This window comes from Sphingobacterium sp. UBA7249 (assembly GCF_002472835.1).
Taxonomy (GTDB): domain Bacteria; phylum Bacteroidota; class Bacteroidia; order Sphingobacteriales; family Sphingobacteriaceae; genus Sphingobacterium; species Sphingobacterium prati.
In genome coordinates, this window is sequence record NZ_DKST01000015.1 from 93229 (window position 1) to 117328 (window position 24100).

The window sequence follows — 24100 nt, forward strand, 5'->3', positions numbered from 1 at the left end:
ATTTACTAAGATGCAAGATATAAATATTTTTGAATATAACGAACAGCAAATACGATTTAGCATTATAAAATTGACTTAGAATGTTAATAAAGTCATTTTTATTCGGTTAATTTGCAGTTAGGAATACATTTTGCTAGAAGAAATCATCTGAAATAATTTTATGGGGCTTAATATATCAAAAAAAAGTAATTTACTTCGAATTGTGCTGGGAGGCATCGGGGTAGGTGTCTCGTTCGCAGGGTTTGGACAAATTAAAAGCCAACCTTATTCGTATCATTTCTATCAGAAAATGAACGATGTCGTTTATTCTACTGAGACAAGAATGCACACAACAGCCAAACCATTCGTAATCAAGGATTCTTTATTGCTGGCCAAATTTGACTCGATTCAATCCAATAAACCGGTTGCCTCATCGAATTGGTTCATGCGTAAAATCTTTAACGAACATTTGGTTCAAGTGGAGAAAGATGATTATACCTTCTATGCTGATTTTTTGCCAGATATGTATATCGGGAAAGATATGCAGGGCGATAAGCGTCGGACTTGGATGAACGGAAGGGGCTTTCAGGTGGGGTTAAATATAGGAAATAAATTCACATTTAACTCATCGGCCTTTGAGAGCCAGGCTGTTTTTCCAAAATACCTGGATGACTATATTGTTGCCAATAAAGTAATTCCTGGCCAGGGAAATACCAAATTTCAGTCTAAGAATAAGATGGATTGGATGTATGCGACAGCAAGCATGACTTATGATGCACACAAGTATATCCAAGCGACCATAGCCTACGACAAGAACTTCATTGGAGACGGATATCGCTCGATGTTGCTCTCTGACTTTTCGTCTAATTATGCACATCTGAAGCTAACGGGTACGATCGGTAATGTACAATATACTTCCATCTGGGCGTATATGAATGATCCAACACATCCAAGACAAGATATCAGTGGAATGTACCCTATGGAAGGGCAAAATAACAGACGCCTGGGAGATGGGAAAAAATGGGGCGCGTTTCAATATTTAGATTGGAATGTGACCAATAAATTGTCCGTTGGTTTCTTCCAGTCTGTCGTTTGGGCAGCACAGGATGAAGGCGGGAAGCGAGGATTTGACTTTAGTTATTTGAGTCCAATTATCTTTATCCGTCCTGTTGAGAGTAATAACCGTACATCGCCCGATAAGATGTTCCTAGGCTTGACGTCAAAATATAAGTTGCCTTATAACTTGACTGTTTATGGTCAGTTTCTATTGGGCGAATTTACAGCTAAGGAGTTTTTTGCAGGAAATGGCTATGCACACAATAAATGGGGCGCACAGCTAGGGGTAAGGGGTTATGATATGTTTGGAGTCAAAAACCTAAATTTCCTGGCCGAGTATAATACCGCTCGTCCTTATACGTATGCACACTTTAAATCTTATTCCAATTATAGTAACAATGCCGAACCGCTGGCGCATCCAAAAGGTGCTAATTTCAGGGAATTGGTTGGTCTTGTCAACTACGCCTGGGATAGATGGGATTTTTCTTTGCAAGGAATGTATACGCAAAATGGATTGGATCTACCGGACGGAAGCAATATGGGCGGAAATATCTTTCAATCGTATAATACCATCCCCAATTTGTACGGCAATCATATTGCCCAAGGGATAAAGAATAATATCTATTATGCGGATGCGAAAGCAGCATATGTGCTCAACCCTAAATATAATCTTCGGTTAGAATTAGGTTATATGCAACGTTATGCTAAAGCACAATACGAAACGCCTGTCGTAAATAAATCGGGCGTGGTTACCTTTGGACTTCGTTCGAGCTTTAGAGCAATTTATAATGATTTATAGGAAGTTTTTAAAGTTGAAGCAACTATTGAGCTTAAGAAAACATCATGATTATTCATTTTTTGCATTTGGTCTACGCTGATGCCACCAAAAGTAGCAAGCATGCCGGATCGGGCAACTAACATGTATAAAATACTAAATATCAATGAAAAAAATCCTTGTATTAAATGGCCCAAATTTAAATCTATTGGGTGTTAGGGAAAAGTCAATTTATGGAAATCAGGATTTCCTGAGTTATTTTGAGGAGTTGAAAAAACGTTTTTCAACTGTTCAATTAGAATATTTCCAGAGCAATTCCGAAGGAATATTAATTGATAAGATTCATGAGGTTGGCTTTGAGTACGATGGCATTGTTATGAATGCAGGCGCATATACACACACCTCCATTGCTATTGGTGATGCTATCGCTGCTATTCAGACTCCGGTCATTGAAGTTCATATCAGCAATGTCCATCAACGGGAGGAATTTCGTCATCATTCCTTTTTGGCTAAAAATTGCAGGGGAGTGATTTGCGGCTTTGGATTGGATAGTTACCGACTTGGAATCGAAGCGCTGTTAGTCTAAAAGCAAGCTTTACAGGAGTGATAATTAGCTCTATTTGACTTACGCTTAGGGATTTAGAGGTATCTTGGATGCTATGGATGAAGATAATCGTCGAAATAAAAGTATTATTAGAGAAAAATAAGAAGCAATAACGAGAAAAGGCGGGAACTCCCGCCTTTTCTCGTTATTGTAAAATCAAAGCGAAGGTATTAGCAGATAAGGCTCCTTATCGCTATCTCGTCTGCTTTGATCTGTGCCTTCATTTCCTCGAGCGAATCAAAACGTTCGTCGTGTCGGATAAAATGTAAGAATTTGACGCGGAGCGTCTTACCGTAAATATCCCGATCAAAATCAAACAGGCTGATTTCAATCGCACGATTCATGCCATCAACCGTAGGCCTTGTGCCAATGTATCCCATGCCCTTAGCAATGGAAACGGGATTCTCTTCTTTATATTCGCCTGTCGTGATGTTCTGGATGTGATTGTATATATAGACCTCAACTGCATAGATACCGTAGGCAGGAATGAGTTTATGGGGCTCATGTACCTGTAGATTGGCTGTTGGAAATCCAATAGTCCGTCCGATTTGATCGCCCCGGATAACTGTCCCTGTCAATTCAAAGGGATAGCCTAAATAGAGATTGGCAGTTTTAATATCACCTTTGATGAGTGCTTCACGGACACGGGTGGAAGAGACTGCAATATCATTGATATCCTGCTCTGGGATTTCGTCTACACTGTAATCGAATATCGAAGCAAATTGTTCCAGGTCGCCTAAGGAACCTTTGCGGTCTTTTCCAAAATGGTGGTCATATCCGATCACGATTTTCTTTGTTCCCAGTTTTCCTACAAGTACATTGCTAATATATTCTTCAGGAGTCTGATTGGAAAAATCACGGGAGAAGGGGATAATGATCAAATGGTCAATACCAACTTTGCTTAATTGGCTCACTTTCTCTTCAATATCATTTATTAGCCGTAAGCTATCATCATCGGGATTAATAATTAACCGGGGATGAGGGAAAAAAGTAAGCAATATGGTTTCGCCGTTGATCTTTTGTGCAGCCTCCTTTAAGTGGACTAATATTTTTTGGTGGCCGATATGAACACCGTCAAAAGTACCAATGGTAACGACTGCATTTTCAACGGGGGAGAAATCTTCTAAACTTCTGTAGATTTTCATTTATAGGATTTTTTGCAAAAATAAGATAAAGAATCAATAAAAAGTGCCGATAGGATTATTTAATGATTTCTTTATGACGTTTTATTTCAGCGATAAGCTGTTCGAGGTTCCATGCGTTTTCGACACGATAATCACCACTTTTGGTACGCCTTAATGAACTTAAATGTGATCCACTTTGTAATACTTTTCCAAAGTCGTACGCCAATGAACGGATATATGTACCTTTTGAACAGGAAATGCGAAAATATACATTGGGAAGTTCAATCTTCTCAATTTCAAAACTATTGATTCGCACCTGCCGGGATTTTATTTCGACATCTTCACCGCGGCGTGCTTTTTCATAAACACGTTCCCCATTGATCTTTATGGCAGAGTGTGCCGGAGGAAATTGTTGGATATCACCCACAAATGATTTTGCGGCATCCAAAATCATTTGTTCATTAATATGTGCGATCGGGAATGTCTCGTCAATTTCGGTTTCCAAGTCGTAGGAAGGGGTTGTGCCTCCCAGTGTAATTGTACCTGTATATTCTTTATCTTCAGCCTGATAGCTGTCGATCTTTTTAGTCAACTTCCCAGTGCAAACAATCAATAATCCTGTGGCCAAGGGATCTAGGGTGCCCGCATGGCCAACTTTTAACTTTAATGGTTTCAGGGAATTCCTGACTTTACCAACAACGTCGAAACTCGTCCATGTCAAAGGTTTATCAATCAACAACATTTCGCCTTCAGCAAAATTAAACCTTGCTGAGTTTTCACTAACCTCTCTGTTTTCCATGAAAAATTTTAGATAATTTGTAAACTATGACCAGAAAGGAGTAATACCAGTATAATAACGCCAATCACTATCCTGTACCATCCAAAGGCCTTAAACCCATGTTTGGTTAAAAAACCAATAAAAGACTTGATCGCAACAATCGCTACGACAAAACCAATTAGGTTACCAACAATCAGCAGGTTCAGTTCTTCACCCGTAAATGTATTCCCCTCTTTGAAAAACTTCAAAAGTTTAACGGCTGATGCACCAAACATCATCGGCAAAGCGAGGAAAAATGAAAACTCCGCTGCAGCTTTGCGCGTTAATTTTTCGGCCATACCTCCGATAATGGTACTTGCAGATCGAGATGTGCCCGGAATCAATGCAAGACATTGGTATACACCGATCATAAAAGCCTGTTTATAGGAAATTTCGTCGGAATCCTCAACAGTAGGTTTATTAAACCATTTGTCCACAAATAGTAACACAACACCACCAATCACCAACATGATTGCAACGACCAATGGGCTTTCCAAAAGTGAATCAATGTAATCGTTGAAAAGTAATCCCAGCACCGAAGCTGGAATAGCTGCAATCACCAGTTTGTAATAAAATGAAAGCGATTTGAAAAACCTTTTATAATATAAAACGAGTACCGATAAGATGGTTCCCAATTGAATGACAATTGTAAATAATTTAACAAACGCAGAGGGCTGAATACCCATCAGAGCGGTTGCAATAATCATATGACCTGTGGAGGAGACAGGCAAAAACTCCGTTAGTCCTTCGATAATAGCGAGGATAATAGCTTCAATAATAGACATTATTTTTTAATAAGATTATTCTTCAGTTTTGGTTGTTTTGGGACGATACAAGATCGCTACAAATCCCAATGCAAATCCAAGAACTACAACAATAGGAGCTAATGTGATTTTGGTAAAACTATAAATATCGGTTTCACCTGACATAAGCGCGAAGCCAATGACTACTATAACCAGACTAGCTATGAAAAGCTGATAATTTATTTTGGAAAATACGAAAGAACCTTTGTTTACAGATTCAGTAGATTTCTTTATTTGAGCCATTTTTATCTATATAAATCGTTAGATTGCGCTTTTAAATATTTAGTAACAGCAAAGTAGGTACTAAGTCCTGATATTAAAATTCCGATGAAGATAACCCCTAAAAAGATAACCGCAAATTCAAACCAATTGCGTAAAAATATCAATTCAGGTATCTGTTGCTGCGCAAATTTAAGCGTCAATATCAATAATAAAATCGCGATTAATGAACCAAGGAGACCATGGATAATACCGTAAGTGATAAAAGGCTTACGAATAAAGTTCTTGGTCGCACCTATTAATTGCATACTTTTGATTAAGAAACGTTGGGAATAAATGGCCAAGCGTATGGTATTGTTGATTAAGGCAACAGCAATGATCAATAATATAACAGCAAAGGCTAAAACAATCATTCCAATGATACGAACGTTTTTATTGACCATATCAATCAACGATTCCTGATAAACCACCTCTTTTATTCTATTATTTTTAGAGATTTTTTCAATGAATGTTTTGATACTGTCTGTATTGGCGTAATTTTCCTTCATATAGACATCCAGTGAAGGCAATAATGGATTATGCCCAAGATACTGCACAAAATCTTCACCGAGATCTTCTTTCAGGTTTTTCGCAGCGATTTCTTTGCTGATATATACCGAACGAAGTACATAAGGATCTTTTTCAAGATCTTTTTGTAAGGAGAGTACGTCACCCTCACTAGTGCCATCGTTTACAATGACATTTAGGACAATGTTTTCTTTAACGTACTTTGAAAGGTTTTTAGCGTGCACCAATAATAAGCCTAACATACCGGTCACCAACAATACCAGTGCAATGCTGATCACTGTGGAAACATATACAGACTTTGTTTTTCTTTTTTGTGTGCTTAATTCGTATTCTGACATAATAAGCAAAAATTTATTTGCGAAAGTAACTAATTGAGCGGAAGATTTCGAATTTATCTTGTAATTACTTTGATAAAAATCATTTCGAATTTTGTATTCTACCTATGTTTAAATAACTTTTCAATACTATAATTTATTGTTCAAACTACAAAACTTTTATCACATTTCAGTATTAAAATCGTAATTTCGCAAGTCATAAAAATTCCTTACGAACAAAAATGGAGTATAATCACAAATCATTAGAGAAAAAATGGCAAAAGTTTTGGGCGGATCATCAAACTTATAAAACATCAGATACGCATCAAAAGCCAAAATACTATGTGTTGGATATGTTTCCTTATCCATCTGGGGCAGGACTACATGTTGGTCATCCACTCGGATACATTGCTTCGGATATCTTTTCACGATATAAACGTTTAAAAGGCTTCAATGTTCTCCATCCAATGGGTTATGATTCCTTTGGACTTCCGGCAGAGCAATATGCGATTCAAACTGGACAACATCCTGCAGTTACAACCGAAGTGAATATCAGTCGTTACCGCGAGCAGATGGACAATATCGGTTTCTCTTATGATTGGAGTAGAGAGGTACGAACCTCCGATCCGGCTTACTATAAATGGACGCAGTGGATTTTTATGAAATTATTCAATTCCTGGTATAATAAGGAAACGGATAAAGCGGAACCAATTGATACATTGATCGCAAAATTTTCCACAAATGGTTCGGCGGCTATTCAGGGGGTTTCTGACGATGATGTATTGGAGTTCACTTCACAGGAATGGAAATCATTTGATGAAGAAACACAACAACGCGAGTTGTTAAAATACCGGATTGCATATTTGCGTGAAAGTACGGTGAATTGGTGTGCCGCATTAGGTACAGTACTCGCGAACGATGAGGTCATCAATGGCGTATCTGAACGTGGCGGCTACCCGGTTGAGCAAAAGAAGATGATGCAATGGTCCATGCGTATTACGGCGTACGCTGATCGCCTATTAAAAGGTTTGGACACCATTGACTGGCCCGAACCTTTGGTTGAAATGCAACGTAACTGGATTGGTAAATCTGTTGGCGCTTCGGTAAAATTCCCCGTTCCGCAGCTGGATACCGCGATAGAAGTTTTTACAACACGTGTAGATACCATTTTCGGCGTTTCATTTGTTGTTTTGGCTCCTGAACATGAATTGGTCGCCGCATTAACCACAGCAGAACAAAAAGCTGAAGTTGAGGCATATATCGAGAAAACGGCAAAAAAATCCGAATTAGATCGTATGGCCGATACCAAAACAGTATCCGGTGCTTTTACAGGTGCCTACGCGAAACACCCTATTTCGGGTCGGGATGTACAGATCTGGATTGCTGATTATGTGTTGGCTGGATATGGCACCGGGGCAGTAATGGCTGTTCCAAGTGGTGATCAGCGTGATTATGTTTTTGCTAAACATTTTAATTTAGAAATTATCCCGATTTCGAATACACAGCATATCGAGGAAGAGGCTGATCCGAACAAGGATGGGAAATATATCAATTCCGATTTTATCAATGGCATGACTTATCAAGAGGCTGTGCCTGCTTTGATCGCTAAGTTGGAAGAATTAAAATTAGGTAAGGCAAAGATCAACTTCCGTATGCGTGATGCCATTTTCGGTCGTCAACGATATTGGGGCGAACCGGTACCTGTTTACTTTAAAAATGGCTTACCCTATCTCATTAAGGAGGAGGAGCTACCTTTATTATTACCGGAAGTAGATAAATACTTGCCAACAGAATCAGGTGAACCTCCTTTAGGACGTGCAAAAGATTGGAAATATGAAGATCAGTACGAGTACGAGTTAAGTACGATGCCGGGATGGGCAGGTTCTTCATGGTATTGGTTCAGATACATGGATCCAAAGAACGAGGGTAACTTTGCTTCTAAGGAAGCTGTTGATTACTGGAAAGCAGTTGATTTATACATTGGTGGTTCAGAGCATGCGACCGGACACTTGTTGTATTCCCGTTTTTGGAATAAATTTTTAAAGGATCTTGGCTATCACAATGAGGAAGAACCGTTCCGAAAACTGATCAATCAGGGGATGATTCAAGGTCGTTCAAATTTTGTCTACCGTGTATTGGATGAAGAGGGTAGAGGAACTAATCAATTTGTATCCTACGGACTGAGAAATGATTACAATACAATCCCTATGCACGTGGATGTCAATATTGTATCGAACGATGTATTGGATTTGGAAAAATTCAAAAATTTTAGGCCTGATTTTGGGAATGCAGAGTTTGTGTTGGAAAATGGTAAATACATATGCGGCAGTGAGGTGGAGAAAATGTCCAAATCAAAATTCAATGTCGTTAATCCAGATGATATCATCGAAACTTACGGTGCCGATACCTTACGCCTTTATGAAATGTTTTTGGGACCATTGGAACAGGCTAAACCTTGGAATACCAATGGTATTGAAGGTGTTTACAAATTTCTAAAGAAAGTATGGCGCCTGTTTCATGATGCGGAAGGTAATTTTAATGTATCTGATGCAGAGCCTTCAAAAGCTGAGTTTAAAGCGCTGCACAAGATTATCAAGAAAGTGGAGGATGATATTGAACGTTTCTCTTTCAATACCTCAGTTTCTGCCTTTATGATCTGTGTCAACGAATTGACTGATCTAAAATGCAATAAACGCCAGGTATTGGAGCAACTTATCATCGTTCTTCAATCCTACGCACCCCATATCACCGAGGAATTGTGGAACTTGTTAGGCAATGCGCCAGGTACACTTTCGCAAGCAACTTATCCTGTGTTTAAACCGGAATATCTCGTTGAGTCTGAATTTGCCTATCCGGTATCTTTCAATGGTAAAATGAAGTTCAATCTTTCACTTGCATTGGACTTAGATCAACAAACTGTTGAAGATACGATCAGGGCGCATGCTGATGTACAAAGACATCTGGATGGAAAACCAATTAAGAAGATTATTTTTGTCAAAGGGAAAATAATCAATATCGTAGCTTAGTTCTTTCCGTTATCAAATAAAAGCCATTTTATCCCAAGGATAAGATGGCTTTTTTATGCCAATACATCCTGGAAGGCAATCGTTTTTTCAAAAATTGATTTTGCGTATGGACAGTTTGGGATAATCTTGGCATCGTTTTTCCGTGCGTAATCCACAGCTTCAAGGACGAGTTTTTTACCCACGCTCATGCCTTGATATTCGTCATAGACTTCGGTATGGTCGATGGAGAACTCACGCTCACTTTGCCATGTGTATTCCAAAATTCCAGCCTCGTTATTTTCCACCTCAGCAATGAAATTGCCTTTGTCTTCTCTTTCGATATTTTTTACTTCCATAGTGTTTTTTTCAAAATAACGTCCAAAAGATATTTTTGTTTTATCAAAGTTTTCGATTTTTACTCCGTAAGTCAAACTATAGCTATACTATAGTAGTATGCGTACGCTTTTTGACCTTCAGTGATAAGAAAATTCTATGGGGTATAGGATTCATCCACGTTATCGAGCAGTGTTATCGTATTCAATCAAAACCGATAGTCTTCATATCTTCGGTAAATAGCTTGCTATTTGCCCGGCAACCCAAAGATAATTGCAAAAGCACCTATCTGATTTCTCCTATTTTTTTTGTACCTTTGCAATTATCTCCTTAGAACACCTCGCATTTTTATCTTTCAACGAAGCTCTAAAGGTCCGAAACCTCCTCGGGAACATTTTATTTTTAATCCATATTGAATGAGCAAAAGCCAAATTACATTTAACAAAAAAGAACGAGAAAAAAAGAAACTACTCAAAAAACAACACAAAATTGAGAAAAAAGAATTCAATAAAACAAACAACGACAAAGGAAAATCTTTGGAAGAATTGTTTGCTTATGTTGATGAACACGGGAATATCTCAGACAGACCTGCAATAAAATTGAAAGAAGGGGAGAGCCCAAGCATGAGCTCAAATCATCAGGATGAGTATTCTTTCGGAAAAGTCGTCCATTACAATGCAGAATCCAATTACGGATTCATTAGGGATAATGAGACCCAACAATCTATTTATTTCAATGACCGTCTTGTCGGGCAGAAATTGAACCTGAACCAAAAAGTGAAGTTTAAATTCAAAAGTGCTAAACAAGGTGCCCAGGTTACTGAGGTTTTGATTGAGTACTAGTAAACGAAGATTCCGCTTGTGCTAAAAGCGTTGAATTATAAAGCCCTCAAGCACTTCTAATAGCCAGAAACTATGTGGAAGCCAAGCGAGGGCTTGTTTTTTGTTCCCCTCTGAGTGGACAACCCTACTGATATTTACCTATTCATTAAGTGCCCTCGACTCACACCTGCTTTAATACCTGTAGGTGAGCCTTCAGTGAGCCATGGAGCGCTAACAAATCTTTTTAATGAACAGCTAACCCTTTCCCTTCGAGGTCCTCAGGAAGATTTTTTATTGGTAATCGTAACTGTTCGTATTTCACCCAATGCGGCTCGATTTGCCAAGCGTATTAGCCGGCCAAAGCTGTAATTATAATGAAAGCAATGAAGCCTTTCTTAAAAAAGTTTCTTCTTCATTGCATTTTGGCTATCCAGCTGGATTTTGTAATCTGCATGTTTAAACCTTTCCAGATTTTGTCGCCGATGGAAGTTTCTGTAGTGATGCCTTCGTTGATTTCAAATCCCACTCCTTCATAACACGTTATTGCATTACTGTTCCATGCATACACATTCAGGTCTGCTTTATCGTAGGTATTGTCAATGAAAAGAATCCTTAGCATAGCATGTATTGTTTTTCTTCCAAATCCTTTGTTTCGCTCGGTATGGTCAGCAATCAAGATGCGGGAAAGTCTGGGGGTATCTCTTTCGAAATTCAATTCGCAATGTCCGATAACATTGTTTGTTTCTGTACTGATAATTTTATATGGACGTCGTTTGAGGTCAGCGATATATTTTTTTAATTGTTCATCAGTCACTGGAAAGGTAAAATAAGGGCCTGCAAACTGCAGGAGTTCCTCTGGAGATTTTATCCAGGATTTGAAGCGGTCAAAGTCAGTTTCTTCAAATGGAAGTAAAGTGATCATAACTTTAATATTGACAGTGGGTTGTAAGTGTAGGGGTAAATTAGAAAATTGTTGGGTGTTTTCCTAAAAAAATCGTGATTTTTACGAAATTCGTTCCGAATTTACCGTTAAGAAGATTGCATGCCAACACTTATATTAGATACCATCATAAATGCGCCTTTAACGATCGTTTTTGATCTGGCCCGCAGCATAGACCTGCATATGTATTCGACGAAGAAAACAAAAGAGAAAGCGATAGCAGGTGTTACCAGTGGGCTGATCGAAGCGGGACAGACGGTTCAGTGGCGGGCAAAACATCTGGGCGTATATCAAACCCTGACGGTGCGGATCACGAAAATGGAAAAGCCCTATTTTTTTGAGGATAAGATGATACAGGGGGCATTTCAGTCGATGGATCATCAGCATCTTTTTGAAGAGCAGGTGGATGGTACTGTCCTGATGCGGGATGTGTTTCATTTTAGGGCGCCTTTAGGGCTTCTGGGGAGGTTTGCTGAATGGTCTTTCCTTACTGTATATATGAAACGATTTCTTGAAGAGCGCAACCGTATCATCAAAGTGGTCGCGGAATCAGGAGATTATATCCATTATTGCTGAGGATAGCGTAGAAGATGGTTGTTTATTTATTTATGCCTTGGTTATATGGTGCTTATCGGTTTCTTGAGGTAATGCTCAGATGTGGGTTTTCCAATAGAAGCTGTTCCTGTAAAAAATCAAAGGCACCTCTCTGGTTCATTGTCACCTGATGGATCTTGGAGAATTCATTGTAAAAATAGATGCGGAAGCTGTTTGGACCGCGAGAGTTCTGTATAATCTTAGTCTCGATGCGGTGGATCTGACTGATTGGGATTTTTTTACTTCCAAAAAAAGTGAAGAATATAAGTTCATGTTCACGAAAAAGATAAGGCGCAATAGTTGCATAAATGCGGACAAGTCTGCTTGTGTATTGTTGGTAAACAGCAAGGTCACGGCTATTGAGAGCTCTTAAGGTGATAATAAATTTCTGATTTTTGGCATAAACGGCCCAGCTTAATCCACCGAATAGTACGCCGAAATAAACGAACAAGGTACTAAGTAGTGGGAGGGATTTATAGAAAAAAGTCAGCTTGTCCTCCGCATTCACCCACTTGTCAAAAAAGACATAAAGAAAGAAGCCATAAATAAAGAAAAATATTCCTATAAAGAGTCCCATACCAGCATTGCGAACTTTCTTGATTTTTCTTATCTCGGTTTGTAGAAATAGAATAATGTCAGATGAGTAATTATACATGTAATGAATTAATGTTGGTATAAAGATAGTAAGAAGCGGGCTTATATGCTTATTTCTAAATCTAAAAATTTTGACATGATCGGTTGTCTAGCGGGTAATTTACGATTCTAATTCATCTTTTTTATATTTTATTATTGTTTATATAAGTATTATTAAATATCTATTTTTTAGTTTTTTATATTTAATTTTTGTTGAGTTATATACTTTTATACGATAGCTATGAGCTAGCTTTATTGTCGGAGCAGTATTCAATCGCTGTCGCGTCCAAAAGCAACTGGGAGATATCCCGCAAGTTATGGACTGCAATGCCTGGAAGGACAAGAAAGGGCTTGCTCGCTAGTATTCAAAAAAATGATGTTAACTGCGGGTGTAAAATTTAGCATGGAATGATAGACAGTAGGAGCTGGTCAGCCGCACGACTTGCTTTGGAGAAATATTTTTGGATTTCATGGAGGAGTGCAAAGGTTTTAAGCTATCTTTTGTATAGACCGGTGTATCTGATTCCTTTTGCAAATTAAAGTGTTTGTAGCGTTTAAAAATAGCCTGAAATCAAAAGGTAGGCTCGGGGGAGGAGACATGCAGTCTTGGAGCATTGTAGATGGCCTTTCGCAAATCAAATAAAGCAGTGTGATTCAAGTTTGAGGAAAAATCAGGGTGTGGGTTTCCAATCCAGGTACGGTCCATGTCTGTAATTTGCTGATCTGCATCGTACACATTTACGTGTGTAGAGAAAGCCGGGCAAAGTGAAATGGTGCCGATGGCTTTCCTTGGTGGACGAGCGGTATTTTTACGTTTGCGCATCGGTGCTCTTCTGGTTTGATCCCAGAATATTTTTATAGAAAAAAGATATGGATAAAATTTTATCCATATCTTTTTTCTATAGAAATGAATAGATTTTATCGTTTGTTTTGTATTATTTTTTTGTTTATATAAAATTTATAAAGATCTCTATATTAAATGATAATAATATTTTATTATGGAATTAAAAGTTTAGGCTGGGAAAAATTGAAAACACGTTGTCTTGACCTTGAGTCTACACGATACGGGCTATTTTAACCCATAAGAAACGCTGGTTTTGAACGGTTCTTTTTTTATTTATCTGCCAAAATTTGTGTTCACAGAAGCAGGCATCATTGGTTATAGTTTCGTTTACAGCTTTTTACTGGCAATGGCTTTTCAGCATAGGTATGAGATAGAGGTCATTCTCAAAGAGCTCATTTTAGGGATCAAATCAAATGATTCTATTGCCAGAGGTGCTGGTCTGATAAAAAGTTAAATGACTATTTTAAGTTTATTATTTTTGTTTAATATGCTTTATTTCAATATTATTATGTTTTTTATATAAAGATATTATTTACTAAATAGTAGCGTCCGAAGAGGCCTTGTAAGAAGTGTTTTTCAAGTACTTGAAATCGCTTGGAACGTTCTATAATAGGGTGAAAAGTATACTATTGTGGAGCTATTTGCTCAGCTTTTGCGCTCAGTTCTAGCGATCTTTATTGGGGGCGATTTTGGATTTTGTCAGCAGAATTTTTCCTTTAATGAGGTCGTCGTTGAATTGACCAACTGTTGTTTTTTGAAGCATCTCGGAGAGGTTATTGCGAATGCTTTTAAATTCATGATGTAACGGACAGGGATACTGTTCTGAACAGAACTCCAGGCCCATCCCACAACCTACAAAGAGATTCTCTCCATCAATTGCTTTGACTACATCGGACAACGGGGTTGACATATCTGAAGTATCTAGATAAAATCCGCCACCAGGGCCTTTCATGGAGCGAATAATGCCTGAGCGGCTTAAATTCTGCAAGATTTTACCAAGGAAGGCTTCAGGGGAACGGATATTTTCGGCAATTTCTTTGATACCGACACGTCTGTTTTCTTGCGAACGCTGCGCGATAAAAAAAACTGCCCGAAGACCATATTCGCATGTTTTGGAAAAAATACCCATAATCTATTCTTGCTTTTCCACAAAGGTACAAAATCAAGAATAGCCATCCGCAATTCAGGGAAAATTTACGGATGGCGATCCCATTCTTTTAGCTGAGCTGCAGGGAAGCGGGACCAAATTCTTCAAAATGAATATTCTCGGTTCCGATACCCCGGCCAGTTAAATACTGAAAATGCTTCGCTATGAAACCTGAAGGACCACATAAGTAATAATTAGCTTTTAGTGGCAGGTGATCGGAATCTATTTTCGCAAGATCTACCCAGCCCGAGAAATTGCCCTTTTTATCCCCTTGGGTTTCATCGTAGAAGGAAAAACACTTGATGTGTTCGTATTGAGCCTCAAGCGCCAGAAGCCTGTCTTTAAATGCATGTAGATCGTTATTTTTACAACCATGAATCCATGTCACCGGATTTCGCCCGTTTGCATTGACAAGCTGTTCTATCATAGCCATTAAGGGTGTCTGTCCGACCCCGCCACTGATAAACACATGCGGATGTTCATTTTCGACCAGGTTAAAGGAACCGGTAGGAGCTGTCAATTCCAGCTGCTTTCCTACCTGAAAGTACTGATGTAGGTAGTTGCTGACCATTCCTTCGGGTTTTCCTGCAGGAGTTTCTTTTTTAACAGAGATGCGAAGGTATTTACCATTGCTGGCATCGGACAAACTATATTGTCGCGGTTGATAAAGATGAAGTTCGGGTAAGTATACACGTACGCTCACATACTGGCCGGCGGTATGTGTGGGAACTTTATCGCCATCGCTCGGTGCTAAGTAAATCGATTGGATTTCTGCAGTCTCTGAAACGATTTTAATAATGTTAAAAGGCTTCCAGCCTGTCCATCCGCCCTCATTTTGAGCCATTTGATCATACATTTTCTTTTCGATGCCGATCATCAGGTCTGCTAATTGAAAGTAGGCCACTTTCCATGCTTCAATAAGTTCTTCTGTAGCTGCCGTGCCCAGCACCTCCTGGATAGAAGCCAGCAGATGCTTACCCACGATCTGATAATGCTCGGGACGGATATGGAGGCTACTGTGCTTCTGTCCGATGTGTTTGACAGTAGGCAGTAATACGCTGGGATCGTCAATGTGTTCAGCATAGGCTAATACAGCAGTGGCCAATGCCGTTTGCTGTTTTGAATTTTGTTGATTACCCATATTGAAGATGTGCTTGAGCTCAGGGTTGTGGGTAAACATACGTTTGTAAAAATGACTGGTAAGCGCAACACCATGCTCCCTCAAGACTGGTATAGTACCTTTGATTAAATCTTTCTGTGTTTCGGTGATCATAATAGAATATTTAAGTACCTTTTTATCTTTTATTTCTTGAAAAAAAGGAATGAAAATGTAATTTTCCTCTTGCAGAGGTTGTTATTATTCCTTGATAGGGTACATTTGCAAATGACTATCGGAAACAAAAATAAGAAAATTTAATAAAAGATAAAAATATCTTTTATTAAATTTAGTGACATACCAAGCCAAGTTCTGGAGGTTTCCATCGCTTGCTATCTGGTAAATGGGGCGATGGGTTTTTGGGGAATAACTATTCCCAGGTTTTAAGGTTTTTAGCATAAAATGTCCATTCCGGCGTTTTGATGACATCGTCGTCAATATCATACCAAGGACTCAGTTGTGGGTTATTCCAATTGTTCAAGAGTTGTATTTCCTGTGCTGGCATATAACTTTGAGCAAGCAGCACAATTTTTTTTCCTTCCTTATTTATTGCAAGGTCAACGACAATAACGGCATGCCCAATGGGTGAGCCTTTCTGTATGAAGGTGTCTCCGATTTTAACCGCTTTTGTTGTTTTCACCTCAGGTAATTCATCATGTAAAGAAGCTGTGTTGGCATATGCAAAGATATACTCCATGTATTTCCAGTATTTTGCATAGGAATAGTCTCCTTTGGTATAATTTGTATAGGTGCGTGGTTTTCCATCCGAAAGGAAGTTAAATCGAATGTCTTGATATCTTTTTTGCTGATAGAGGTAGTCGGCACGTAAGCGCATTACGGCATCGGCGCATTGATGTAGGTCACGTTTACCAATATCCAGTTTGATAACGCTATTGTAGATATTGTTTCTGGGCTTAATTTTTCCGTTATAATAACGAACCTCGTGATCGATGGGGTAGAGCGGAAGATTTTCTAGAAAACTCCCGAAGTCGTTTGCTGTAAAACTGCGTCTTTCAAAACCTTTAGGCAACGAAATTCTTGTTTTGACGGTCATCCCGCCCGGATTAATTAACGGTGTTTGCTCGGCATGTTCAGTTGTCGTCTGGCCCTTTGATTTTGCTTGTGAGACAGCTGAATTTGGCTGCCCACAGCCAATGAATGTTTGTAGGGTTAGTGCGGATAGTAATAAATATGTTGTTGTCATATAGCGTTTTTTAGTCAATGTCGTCCGTTCTGCTAATATAATAAAATTCAATAGAGCGTTCAGGTTGATCAATCGTTGAAAATTAAGGATTTTTTAAGCTGTCTAGGAGCTTTTTGGATCATTTTCTGATGTAGCTTAGCCAAAGTTAATTGCAATAATTTATGTCAGAAAAACAGATTTTTCAGACTTCTAGCAAAAAGCGTTGGTACGCTTTCTCATGGATGAGCAGGGCTATGATCATTTCAATAATCATAGCCATTGTATGCGTTATCTATACCCTGGGCAAGATTCAGGTACCTCCATTTCCAACCATCAATACAAATGCGCCATTGACAGCAAGGTCTACTGCTAAGCTTAAAAAATCCAGACAGTTCAAAGAATTTGCTGTTGTCAAGTCAGAACTTCAAAAGATCAAACGGGATCGAGAGCTTAAACACCTAAAGCACTTGGGCAATAAAAATAGGATTAACATGGGGTTTTATGTCAGTTCTTGGTCCAATGAGGTTCGTCAGCAATCCCTGTCCGACTTAAGGCGTAACATTGGCCACTTGGATATGGTTGCAATGGAATCTTTTTTTACAGTGCCCGGCCAAGATACAATTGTGGATAAAGCAGATACCGCTGCCTTGAATGTCATTCATCAATATAAACGCAAAGCTATTGCCCAGATTTCCAATTTCAGTGGCAATGATTTTGATGGGCAGACGGTGCGGACAATATTAGCAGATCCGGTAAGGCAGCAACGTTTTATAGACGATATCCTGATCAAAATAAAACGTGAAGGTTTTTCAGGAATCAATATTGACTTTGAAAACCTTCAATTGGATGACCGTAAACTCTTAAATGATTTTATGGCGCGAATTTATCATGTTTTCCATAGCGAAGGCTTACTTGTTTCACAAGATATCTCGGCGGAAAATGATGATTATGATCCCACTTCGTTACAAAAATATAATGATTATATCATTTTGATGGCCTATGATCAGCATTCGGTTGAAAGTAATGCCGGCGTAATTTCCCATCAGGCTTGGGTAGAAGAGAATCTGGATATATTATGCAGTAAAGTGGATGCTGACAAGGTGATTTTGGCATTGGCCTGTTATGGGTATGACTGGCCTGTTGGGGAAGTAGGCCAGACCCTGACCTATGATAATGCTGTTATTCTGGCTCATAATTACAACGCAAATATTCACTTTGACCCAGCGTCTGCTAACCTCAATTTTAGTTATCAAGATGGAACAGGTATGCGGCACGATGTCTATTTCACCGATGCAGCGACCTACTTCAACCTGATTCGTAAAGCTGACGATTGGGGGTTGGCGGGTATAGCGCTCTGGCGATTGGGAAGTGAGGATGCCCGTTTATGGTCTTTTATCTCCAAGTCATTGGATCACGATGATTTGGCAAAAGAGCCTTTTAATTTTAAGAAGATCAGTAAAATTAATGTCGGTGGGATACAATATATTGGTGATGGCGAGATTCTTGATTTGGTTAATAGTCCTGAACCCGGCTTGGTCAAATTTGTATATGATTCCATTACCGGCTTAATTCAAAATCAGCGGTATGTCCAAATTCCGAGCAATTATGTCATCAAGCGCTTCGGTGAAAGGGATAAAACTGTTGTGCTGACTTTTGATGATGGTCCAGATCCAACATATACACCCGAGGTGTTGGATATTTTAAAAAGAGAGCATGTCCCGGCCGCGTTTTTTCTCGTTGGGGTGATGGCCGAAAAGAATATGGATCTGGTCCGAAAAGAATACCAGCAAGGGCATGAACTTGGTAACCATACTTTTTTCCATCCAGATATGTCGACGATTGGTCCCAACAGGGTGAAATTTGAGCTAAATGCAACGAGAAAGATCATAGAATGTATCACTGGGCATAGTACAATTCTTTTCCGAGCACCGTTTAATGCAGATGCTGAACCGCAAACTGTAGCCGAGATTCTTCCCGTCGCCCAGAGCCGAAAGGAAAACTACATTAATGTCGGTGAATACATTGATCCGAATGACTGGGTCCCAGGACGTACTGCGGATGAAATTTATACGGAGGTTATAAAACAACGGAATAATGGTAATATTATCTTGCTACATGATGCTGGAGGCAACAGAGAAGCGACCATAGCGGCATTGCCCCATATTATCCATTATTTTAAGGAAAATGGGTATAAATTTGCGACAATAGGGGACTTAATGGGCAAGAAGCGGGACGAGCTGATGCCACCTGTGCAAAATGCTTCGGATTCGGGTTTCAGTGGCTCATTCAATCGCCTGTTTCTTGGAACGTTGTTCTACGGTAATATCTTCCTTAACTTGATTTTTTCAATAGCCATTGTATTGGCAATCCTTCGGACAGTGATGATTGCCTATTTGGCAATACGGCAAAAAAAGAAAAATAAGAAGGAGCAATCCAAATTAATTGCTGACCCACAGGACAAGGTCAGTATTATTATACCTGCTTATAACGAAGAAGTAACCGTTTTGGCGACGATCAAAAGCCTGCTTCATCTCGATTATCCGGTTTATGAGTTAATTTTTGTTGATGATGGATCAAATGATAAAACCTTCGAAATTGTGAGCAAGGTATACGGTGATCATCCAAAAGTAAGGTTGTTTACGAAATCTAATGGCGGAAAAGCATCGGCATTGAACTATGGTATTCAACAATCTAAAGCCGCATTTGTACTCTGTATAGATGCAGATACACAGCTAAAGACCGACGCACTGCGGATGCTGATGAAGTATTTTAATAGTGATCAGATTGCCGCCGTTGCTGGCAGCGTGAAAGTGGGAAATGTGCACAATATGCTGACGCAGTGGCAATCTATTGAATACATCACTTCCCAAAATATGGATCGACGAGCTTTTGACCTGCTCAATATGATTGCTGTCGTTCCTGGTGCAATTGGTGCTTTCCGGCGCTCCGTTATTGTAGAAGTTGGTGGCTTTACAACAGATACATTGGCAGAAGACTGTGATTTGACCATGCGTATACTGAAAGCAGGTTACACGGTACGCAACTCTGCAGAGGCTATTGCGTTTACTGAAGCACCAGATTCCGTAAAAATGCTTTTCAAACAACGCTTTCGCTGGAGTTTCGGTGTACTGCAAAGCTTCTGGAAAAATAAGAACACATTACTAAATCCCAAATACGGCTATTTCGGAATGGTAGGTATGCCTAATATTTTGGTTTTTCAGATCATCCTGCCTTTGTTCGCACCGCTGGCAGATTTATTTATGTTATTTTCCCTTGTTGGTGGTCTGTTTTCTTTGAGTGAAGTGAATGGTATCAGCTGGACCGGTATCGCGGGATTATTCTCTCTGCACAACGGTTTTGGTCAGGTCATGTTTTATTACTTTCTCTTTGTATTTGTGGATATTTTCTTTGCTGGCATCGCTTTTCGGATGGAAGGTGAGAAAATTAAAAATTTGATTTACCTGTTTCCACAACGTTTTTTCTGGCGTCAATTGATGTATTTTGTGCTGTTGAAGTCGGTTAGAAAAGCCATTAAAGGTGAATTAAATACCTGGGGCACATTGAAACGTACTGGTGGAGTGAAGGAACTGACTGTGAGCGAATAGTGTCCCGACCTTGCTTGTACGCTATTTTCTAAGTAAATTAGAAAAGGCATCTGTTTGCAGAATAATTCGAAAACAGATGCCTCAATGGAAATAAAGCAAACATGAAGATACTTTCGGCCGCCCAAATGGGTTGGGTAGATCAACAGACCATGAAAGACCAGGGGATCAGCAGCCTCGAGCTGATGGAACGGGCAGCAACTACTGTTTTTAGGGAAATAAAGCAGCTATACCCTCAGTTGGCGCAACATACTTTTTATATTTTTTGCGGTAAAGGTAATAACGGTGGTGATGGACTGGTGCTGGCCAGGCTTTTGGATCAACAACAGGCTCAAGTCAGTGTATACTTGATCGATGCAATGGATTATTCAGTCGCTAATTTAGCTAACCAAAACCGCTTGCCTACCCATGTTATTCAGAAAATCACGCCTGCAAGCACGATTCATATCCCTGCCGGGGTAATTGTGCTGGACTGCTTATTTGGCTATGGGCTGAAGCACCCATTGGATGATAATTGGCGCAACCTTATTACAAGCATTAACCATTGTGCAGGGCCTATTTATGCCGTTGATATGCCGTCAGGTTTATTAACTGATGCGACCACAGCACCGGATGCGCCAGTGATCGAAGCGGATATGCTGTATACATTCCAGTCTCCTAAATTAGGATTATTAATGCCCGAGAATAGCGGGTGGGCTAAAGCATTCAAGGTTTTGGATATTGGACTGAGCAAATCCTCCATAGATCAGGTTGATGCAGCCTTTCACTACGTTGATTTCACTTTTTTAAAGACCTTCTATCGTAAACGAAAAAAATTTGACCATAAAGGAACCTTTGGGCATAGTCTGATTATTGGTGGGAGCCGGGGAAAGATGGGGGCTGTGCAATTGGCACTAAAGGCAGCTTTACGTGCAGGCTGCGGTTTGGCTACCACTTATATTCCCGCCTGCGGTTATACAAGTATTCAGACAGCTGTGCCAGAAGCGATGGTACTGAGCGATCCCGAGGAAGATTTGATTAGCCGATTTCCAGATAATCGCAGCTTTCAGTCTATCGGTATCGGGATCGGTATGGGGACAGCGCAAGTTACAATTGATGCTTTCAAGGTATTTATCTTGCGCGGGATTGATACTCCTTTGGTATTAGATGCTGATGCGCTGAATATATTGGCGCAGGAACCCAAATTATGGCAATTTGTCCCAAAAGGGAGTATATTAACCCCGCATTCCAAAGAGCTAAGCAGGCTATTGGGAACTTGGCAGAACGATTTTGAAAAGATGGAGAAGGTGAAAGCCTTTGCGTCGGAATACAACTTGTACGTTTTGATAAAAGGTGCCAACAGCGCTATGGTTACACCCGATGGAGCAATCTATTTCAACAGTACGGGCAATGTAGGAATGGCTACGGGGGGCAGCGGGGATATTTTGACGGGAATATTGACAGCTTTGCTAGGGCAGGGCTATCCTTCGCAAGAAGCCTTGCTGATGGGAGTCTATTTGCATGGTCGGGCTGCGGATATTGCCGTGCAGGCGATCGGCGTTTATTCTTTATTGCCCTCTGATATTGTGGATTATCTTCCTGCGGCATTTTTAGAGCTGGAGGTATCCTGATGACGAAATGGTATATTGAGCAAGTATTTGCGGCTCGTACTTGGAAACTTCGAAAGGAAGTTTTTAGTTCGAAAGGACAGTTGGCAGAGGTTATGCTGGACGAGGATTTTGAAGCATCTCATTTTGCGGCTTATCATGAAAACGATGTTGTTGGTATATTGACGTTGCGGCGTTCAGACGATGATTACGAGATTCTATATTTTGCTGTCCATCCCGATTTTAGAATGCAAGGGATAGGCTGCGCACTACTCCGTCATGCGCGGCAATTTGTCAAAACCTTCGACGGCCATTGCCTTTTTATTCGAACAAGCTTACAAGACCACTATTTCTGGACTCATAATGGATTTGTTCTGGTCGAAGAATTTGATAGAATAGGAAGATTTACCTATAATTTAGAAGAGGACATTATATCCCAGTGATAACCGCACAAAGGGGTAATCCTTATCAATATCGGGATAGTCTTTAAAATTTCCTTCGAGTCGAAAGTAGCCCGAACTGGCATTTAACGAGAAATTTTTGAGTAGTCTCAAACTGGCGTTGCCGGCAGCTGTGTGCAGAAAATAATGCGAATCATTTCCGCTGAGGGTAACAAAGTATCCGCCATGATAGTTCAATCCCAATTTTAATCTCTTCCAAACGCTGATATCTATAGATCCGCGCAGGTCAGCGCCTGGACCGTAGTTGTAATTCCGGCTGTCACCAAAGCGGAGGTAGGGATCCGGCACAGCCGCCAATACCACGGGGCCGCCACCGATTGTTGTTGTTAGCTTGTTGTGCTTCCCAAAGGTAAAATTGGAAATGACATTATAATTCACACTTTGTCCTCCATAGAAAAAAGCCTCGTTATGGATGAAATCATAGTTGGCGGAGACAATCCCCAGATGCCTTCCGGGTAATTTCTTGAAAATACGTTTACCATATAATGACGCGTAGACGTTAAGTGAATTGACAAAAGAACTGTCATCTGAGCCAACTTCAAGATTAACATAAAAATCGTCAAAAGGTTTTTTTTGGTCTACTTCACCATTTGTATAAAGAAGTTTTAACCGGGCATATATGTCATTTTTTCCCTTTTCTATAATATTTCCCTCTTTAGCATCGAAGCGCTTGACACCTAAATCAAATTCCGCCTGTACATGCGAACTGTCAATTACTTGTCCTTTAACAACCCTTCCCCAGCGCCCATCTAATAAGCGGTTTAGGCCATTGATAGGATTGATCAAAAATGCCAGAAATTCTTTACTTTGCCGTTCGGCCACTGAGTGGGTCGGTCTGGATAGAACGTTTTGCGATAAACGATGCGTCATTTCACCCAATATAATACCACCAAAAGAGGTGTTAACAAGGTCATTTATTGATGGTGCCTGCGTTTCACCTGCTGTTTCCCAAAGAAAACTCCCTGCTACCGTAGCGACAGAAGACTCCCAAAATGTGAAGTTATTGGAACGAAATGCATTAAAATAAAGCTGTCCATGGTAGGGGTGGGCGATCTGATTCGTCGCAAAGGCATTGTCATCCCAAGCCCAGGCCTTCGGGTTGAGATGCTTGATCCAATTATTTAAGCTGATGTGCGAGTAGGGATCCTTTCGTACGAAGTAATTGAATGAGGCGGGTAAAGCCTGGAAGGAGAACCACTCAATGCCTGCCCGTGTCCATAATCTTTTCGGGTTGTGGAATACGGTGTCTGTTTGGATACCTAGCTGAAAATTTTTTGAGGAATTTTTTTTAAGATTCGTATAAACTAGGCTGCTGTCTCGCTGAAAAGAATGCATTGCAGTTAACTTTTCAGAACCCAAAATCCGCTGAGCAGATCGTGGGGCTAGCTTAATGCTGCTGTCCTGAAATATAACCAATTCACTTTGCGCCATTGTGTGCTTGGGTAAACAGCAGACCAAACAAAAAAAGAGTGAAATTATAAAAAATAAACGTCCTGTCATATACAATCTCATGCTGATCCAATTGGACAAAACTACT

The 24100-nt window shown here is 39.8% G+C and carries 20 protein-coding genes; 8 read left to right on the forward strand and 12 right to left on the reverse strand.

What is annotated here, in order from left to right; all coding sequences use genetic code 11:
• The first annotated feature begins 160 nt into the window (after positions 1-160).
• The gene (locus tag B4A24_RS11120; RefSeq protein WP_293944945.1) at positions 161-1834 is read left to right on the forward strand and encodes a gliding motility protein RemB; all 1674 of its coding nucleotides are present in this window, start codon (positions 161-163) and stop codon (positions 1832-1834) included.
• A gap of 142 nt (positions 1835-1976) precedes the next feature.
• A complete protein-coding gene (aroQ, locus tag B4A24_RS11125; protein ID WP_288812237.1) occupies positions 1977-2396 on the forward strand; it encodes a type II 3-dehydroquinate dehydratase in 420 nt (139 codons plus the stop codon).
• 188 nt (positions 2397-2584) lie between these two features.
• Here the strand turns inward: aroQ and B4A24_RS11130 are convergent, their stop codons facing one another.
• Genes B4A24_RS11130 through B4A24_RS11150 form a run of 5 tightly spaced genes read right to left on the reverse strand, consistent with a single transcriptional unit; the run spans position 2585 to position 6282 of the window.
• Positions 2585-3559: a bifunctional riboflavin kinase/FAD synthetase gene (locus B4A24_RS11130; RefSeq protein WP_293944946.1), complete on the reverse strand. Its 975-nt coding sequence runs from the start codon at positions 3557-3559 to the stop codon at positions 2585-2587.
• A 55-nt stretch (positions 3560-3614) separates the two neighbouring features.
• Positions 3615-4337, reverse strand: a complete 723-nt coding sequence (gene truB, locus B4A24_RS11135) for a tRNA pseudouridine(55) synthase TruB (protein WP_172394548.1) — start codon at positions 4335-4337, stop codon at positions 3615-3617.
• A gap of 8 nt (positions 4338-4345) precedes the next feature.
• Positions 4346-5140 (reverse strand): undecaprenyl-diphosphate phosphatase, encoded by a 795-nt coding sequence (locus B4A24_RS11140; protein ID WP_293944947.1) that lies wholly within the window; start codon positions 5138-5140, stop codon positions 4346-4348.
• Between the two features lie 15 nt (positions 5141-5155).
• A complete protein-coding gene (locus tag B4A24_RS11145; RefSeq protein ID WP_172394546.1) occupies positions 5156-5401 on the reverse strand; it encodes a DUF3098 domain-containing protein in 246 nt (81 codons plus the stop codon).
• A 2-nt stretch (positions 5402-5403) separates the two neighbouring features.
• Positions 5404-6282 carry a cell division protein FtsX gene (locus B4A24_RS11150; protein ID WP_293944948.1) on the reverse strand — a complete coding sequence of 293 codons (879 nt, stop codon included), beginning with the start codon at positions 6280-6282 and terminating at the stop codon, positions 5404-5406.
• Positions 6283-6500: 218 nt separating this feature from the next.
• Here B4A24_RS11150 and leuS point away from each other — a divergent pair, with 218 nt between their 5' ends.
• On the forward strand, positions 6501-9284 hold the full coding sequence (gene leuS / locus B4A24_RS11155) for a leucine--tRNA ligase (protein ID WP_293944949.1): 2784 nt from the start codon (positions 6501-6503) through the stop codon (positions 9282-9284).
• Between the two features lie 53 nt (positions 9285-9337).
• Here leuS and B4A24_RS11160 read toward each other — a convergent pair whose 3' ends face one another.
• A complete protein-coding gene (locus B4A24_RS11160) occupies positions 9338-9619 on the reverse strand; it encodes a GNAT family N-acetyltransferase (protein ID WP_172394544.1) in 282 nt (93 codons plus the stop codon).
• A gap of 393 nt (positions 9620-10012) precedes the next feature.
• On the opposite strand from B4A24_RS11160, the gene B4A24_RS11165 reads away from it, so the two are divergent.
• Entirely contained in the window at positions 10013-10438 is a 426-nt protein-coding gene (locus tag B4A24_RS11165; RefSeq protein ID WP_172394543.1) for a cold-shock protein, read from the forward strand.
• A gap of 391 nt (positions 10439-10829) precedes the next feature.
• On the opposite strand, the gene B4A24_RS11170 is transcribed toward B4A24_RS11165, so the two are convergent.
• Complete coding sequence (locus B4A24_RS11170) at positions 10830-11339, reverse strand: GNAT family N-acetyltransferase (protein ID WP_293944951.1); 510 nt, start codon at positions 11337-11339, stop codon at positions 10830-10832.
• Between the two features lie 120 nt (positions 11340-11459).
• Between B4A24_RS11170 and B4A24_RS11175 the strand changes: the two genes are divergently transcribed.
• Complete coding sequence (locus B4A24_RS11175) at positions 11460-11933, forward strand: SRPBCC family protein (protein ID WP_293944952.1); 474 nt, start codon at positions 11460-11462, stop codon at positions 11931-11933.
• Positions 11934-11985: 52 nt separating this feature from the next.
• On the opposite strand, the gene B4A24_RS11180 is transcribed toward B4A24_RS11175, so the two are convergent.
• From B4A24_RS11180 to B4A24_RS11195, 4 genes are all read right to left on the reverse strand, one after another.
• On the reverse strand, positions 11986-12606 hold the full coding sequence (locus tag B4A24_RS11180; RefSeq protein ID WP_293944953.1) for a hypothetical protein: 621 nt from the start codon (positions 12604-12606) through the stop codon (positions 11986-11988).
• Positions 12607-14092: 1486 nt separating this feature from the next.
• Positions 14093-14557, reverse strand: a complete 465-nt coding sequence (locus B4A24_RS11185; protein ID WP_293944954.1) for an RrF2 family transcriptional regulator — start codon at positions 14555-14557, stop codon at positions 14093-14095.
• 88 nt (positions 14558-14645) lie between these two features.
• A complete protein-coding gene (hmpA, locus tag B4A24_RS11190) occupies positions 14646-15848 on the reverse strand; it encodes an NO-inducible flavohemoprotein (RefSeq protein ID WP_293944956.1) in 1203 nt (400 codons plus the stop codon).
• 253 nt (positions 15849-16101) lie between these two features.
• The gene (locus tag B4A24_RS11195; RefSeq protein ID WP_293944957.1) at positions 16102-16935 is read right to left on the reverse strand and encodes a DUF4846 domain-containing protein; all 834 of its coding nucleotides are present in this window, start codon (positions 16933-16935) and stop codon (positions 16102-16104) included.
• A gap of 161 nt (positions 16936-17096) precedes the next feature.
• Here B4A24_RS11195 and B4A24_RS11200 point away from each other — a divergent pair, with 161 nt between their 5' ends.
• The 3 genes from B4A24_RS11200 (at position 17097) to B4A24_RS11210 (ending at position 22545) form a co-directional block, all read left to right on the forward strand.
• Entirely contained in the window at positions 17097-20519 is a 3423-nt protein-coding gene (locus B4A24_RS11200) for a glycosyltransferase (RefSeq protein WP_293944959.1), read from the forward strand.
• 101 nt (positions 20520-20620) lie between these two features.
• The gene (locus B4A24_RS11205) at positions 20621-22126 is read left to right on the forward strand and encodes an NAD(P)H-hydrate dehydratase (RefSeq protein ID WP_293944961.1); all 1506 of its coding nucleotides are present in this window, start codon (positions 20621-20623) and stop codon (positions 22124-22126) included.
• A complete protein-coding gene (locus B4A24_RS11210; protein WP_293944963.1) occupies positions 22126-22545 on the forward strand; it encodes a GNAT family N-acetyltransferase in 420 nt (139 codons plus the stop codon). The genes B4A24_RS11205 and B4A24_RS11210 overlap by 1 nt, the downstream gene beginning before the upstream one ends.
• On the opposite strand, the gene B4A24_RS11215 is transcribed toward B4A24_RS11210, so the two are convergent.
• Complete coding sequence (locus tag B4A24_RS11215; RefSeq protein ID WP_293944965.1) at positions 22519-23994, reverse strand: DUF3943 domain-containing protein; 1476 nt, start codon at positions 23992-23994, stop codon at positions 22519-22521. The genes B4A24_RS11210 and B4A24_RS11215 overlap by 27 nt on opposite strands.
• Positions 23995-24100 lie beyond the last annotated feature (106 nt).

Coding starts and splice junctions, on each gene's coding strand:
- B4A24_RS11170 (WP_293944951.1), bottom strand. CDS start 11,339: ATGATCACTTTACTTCCATTTGAAGAAACTGACTTTGACCGCTTCAAA.
- B4A24_RS11200 (WP_293944959.1), top strand. CDS start 17,097: ATGTCAGAAAAACAGATTTTTCAGACTTCTAGCAAAAAGCGTTGGTAC.
- B4A24_RS11120 (WP_293944945.1), top strand. CDS start 161: ATGGGGCTTAATATATCAAAAAAAAGTAATTTACTTCGAATTGTGCTG.
- B4A24_RS11185 (WP_293944954.1), bottom strand. CDS start 14,557: ATGGGTATTTTTTCCAAAACATGCGAATATGGTCTTCGGGCAGTTTTT.
- B4A24_RS11165 (WP_172394543.1), top strand. CDS start 10,013: ATGAGCAAAAGCCAAATTACATTTAACAAAAAAGAACGAGAAAAAAAG.
- B4A24_RS11180 (WP_293944953.1), bottom strand. CDS start 12,606: ATGTATAATTACTCATCTGACATTATTCTATTTCTACAAACCGAGATA.
- B4A24_RS11130 (WP_293944946.1), bottom strand. CDS start 3,559: ATGAAAATCTACAGAAGTTTAGAAGATTTCTCCCCCGTTGAAAATGCA.
- B4A24_RS11205 (WP_293944961.1), top strand. CDS start 20,621: ATGAAGATACTTTCGGCCGCCCAAATGGGTTGGGTAGATCAACAGACC.
- aroQ (WP_288812237.1), top strand. CDS start 1,977: ATGAAAAAAATCCTTGTATTAAATGGCCCAAATTTAAATCTATTGGGT.
- B4A24_RS11210 (WP_293944963.1), top strand. CDS start 22,126: ATGACGAAATGGTATATTGAGCAAGTATTTGCGGCTCGTACTTGGAAA.
- B4A24_RS11150 (WP_293944948.1), bottom strand. CDS start 6,282: ATGTCAGAATACGAATTAAGCACACAAAAAAGAAAAACAAAGTCTGTA.
- B4A24_RS11160 (WP_172394544.1), bottom strand. CDS start 9,619: ATGGAAGTAAAAAATATCGAAAGAGAAGACAAAGGCAATTTCATTGCT.
- truB (WP_172394548.1), bottom strand. CDS start 4,337: ATGGAAAACAGAGAGGTTAGTGAAAACTCAGCAAGGTTTAATTTTGCT.
- B4A24_RS11145 (WP_172394546.1), bottom strand. CDS start 5,401: ATGGCTCAAATAAAGAAATCTACTGAATCTGTAAACAAAGGTTCTTTC.
- B4A24_RS11215 (WP_293944965.1), bottom strand. CDS start 23,994: ATGGCGCAAAGTGAATTGGTTATATTTCAGGACAGCAGCATTAAGCTA.
- B4A24_RS11140 (WP_293944947.1), bottom strand. CDS start 5,140: ATGTCTATTATTGAAGCTATTATCCTCGCTATTATCGAAGGACTAACG.
- leuS (WP_293944949.1), top strand. CDS start 6,501: ATGGAGTATAATCACAAATCATTAGAGAAAAAATGGCAAAAGTTTTGG.
- B4A24_RS11195 (WP_293944957.1), bottom strand. CDS start 16,935: ATGACAACAACATATTTATTACTATCCGCACTAACCCTACAAACATTC.
- B4A24_RS11175 (WP_293944952.1), top strand. CDS start 11,460: ATGCCAACACTTATATTAGATACCATCATAAATGCGCCTTTAACGATC.
- hmpA (WP_293944956.1), bottom strand. CDS start 15,848: ATGATCACCGAAACACAGAAAGATTTAATCAAAGGTACTATACCAGTC.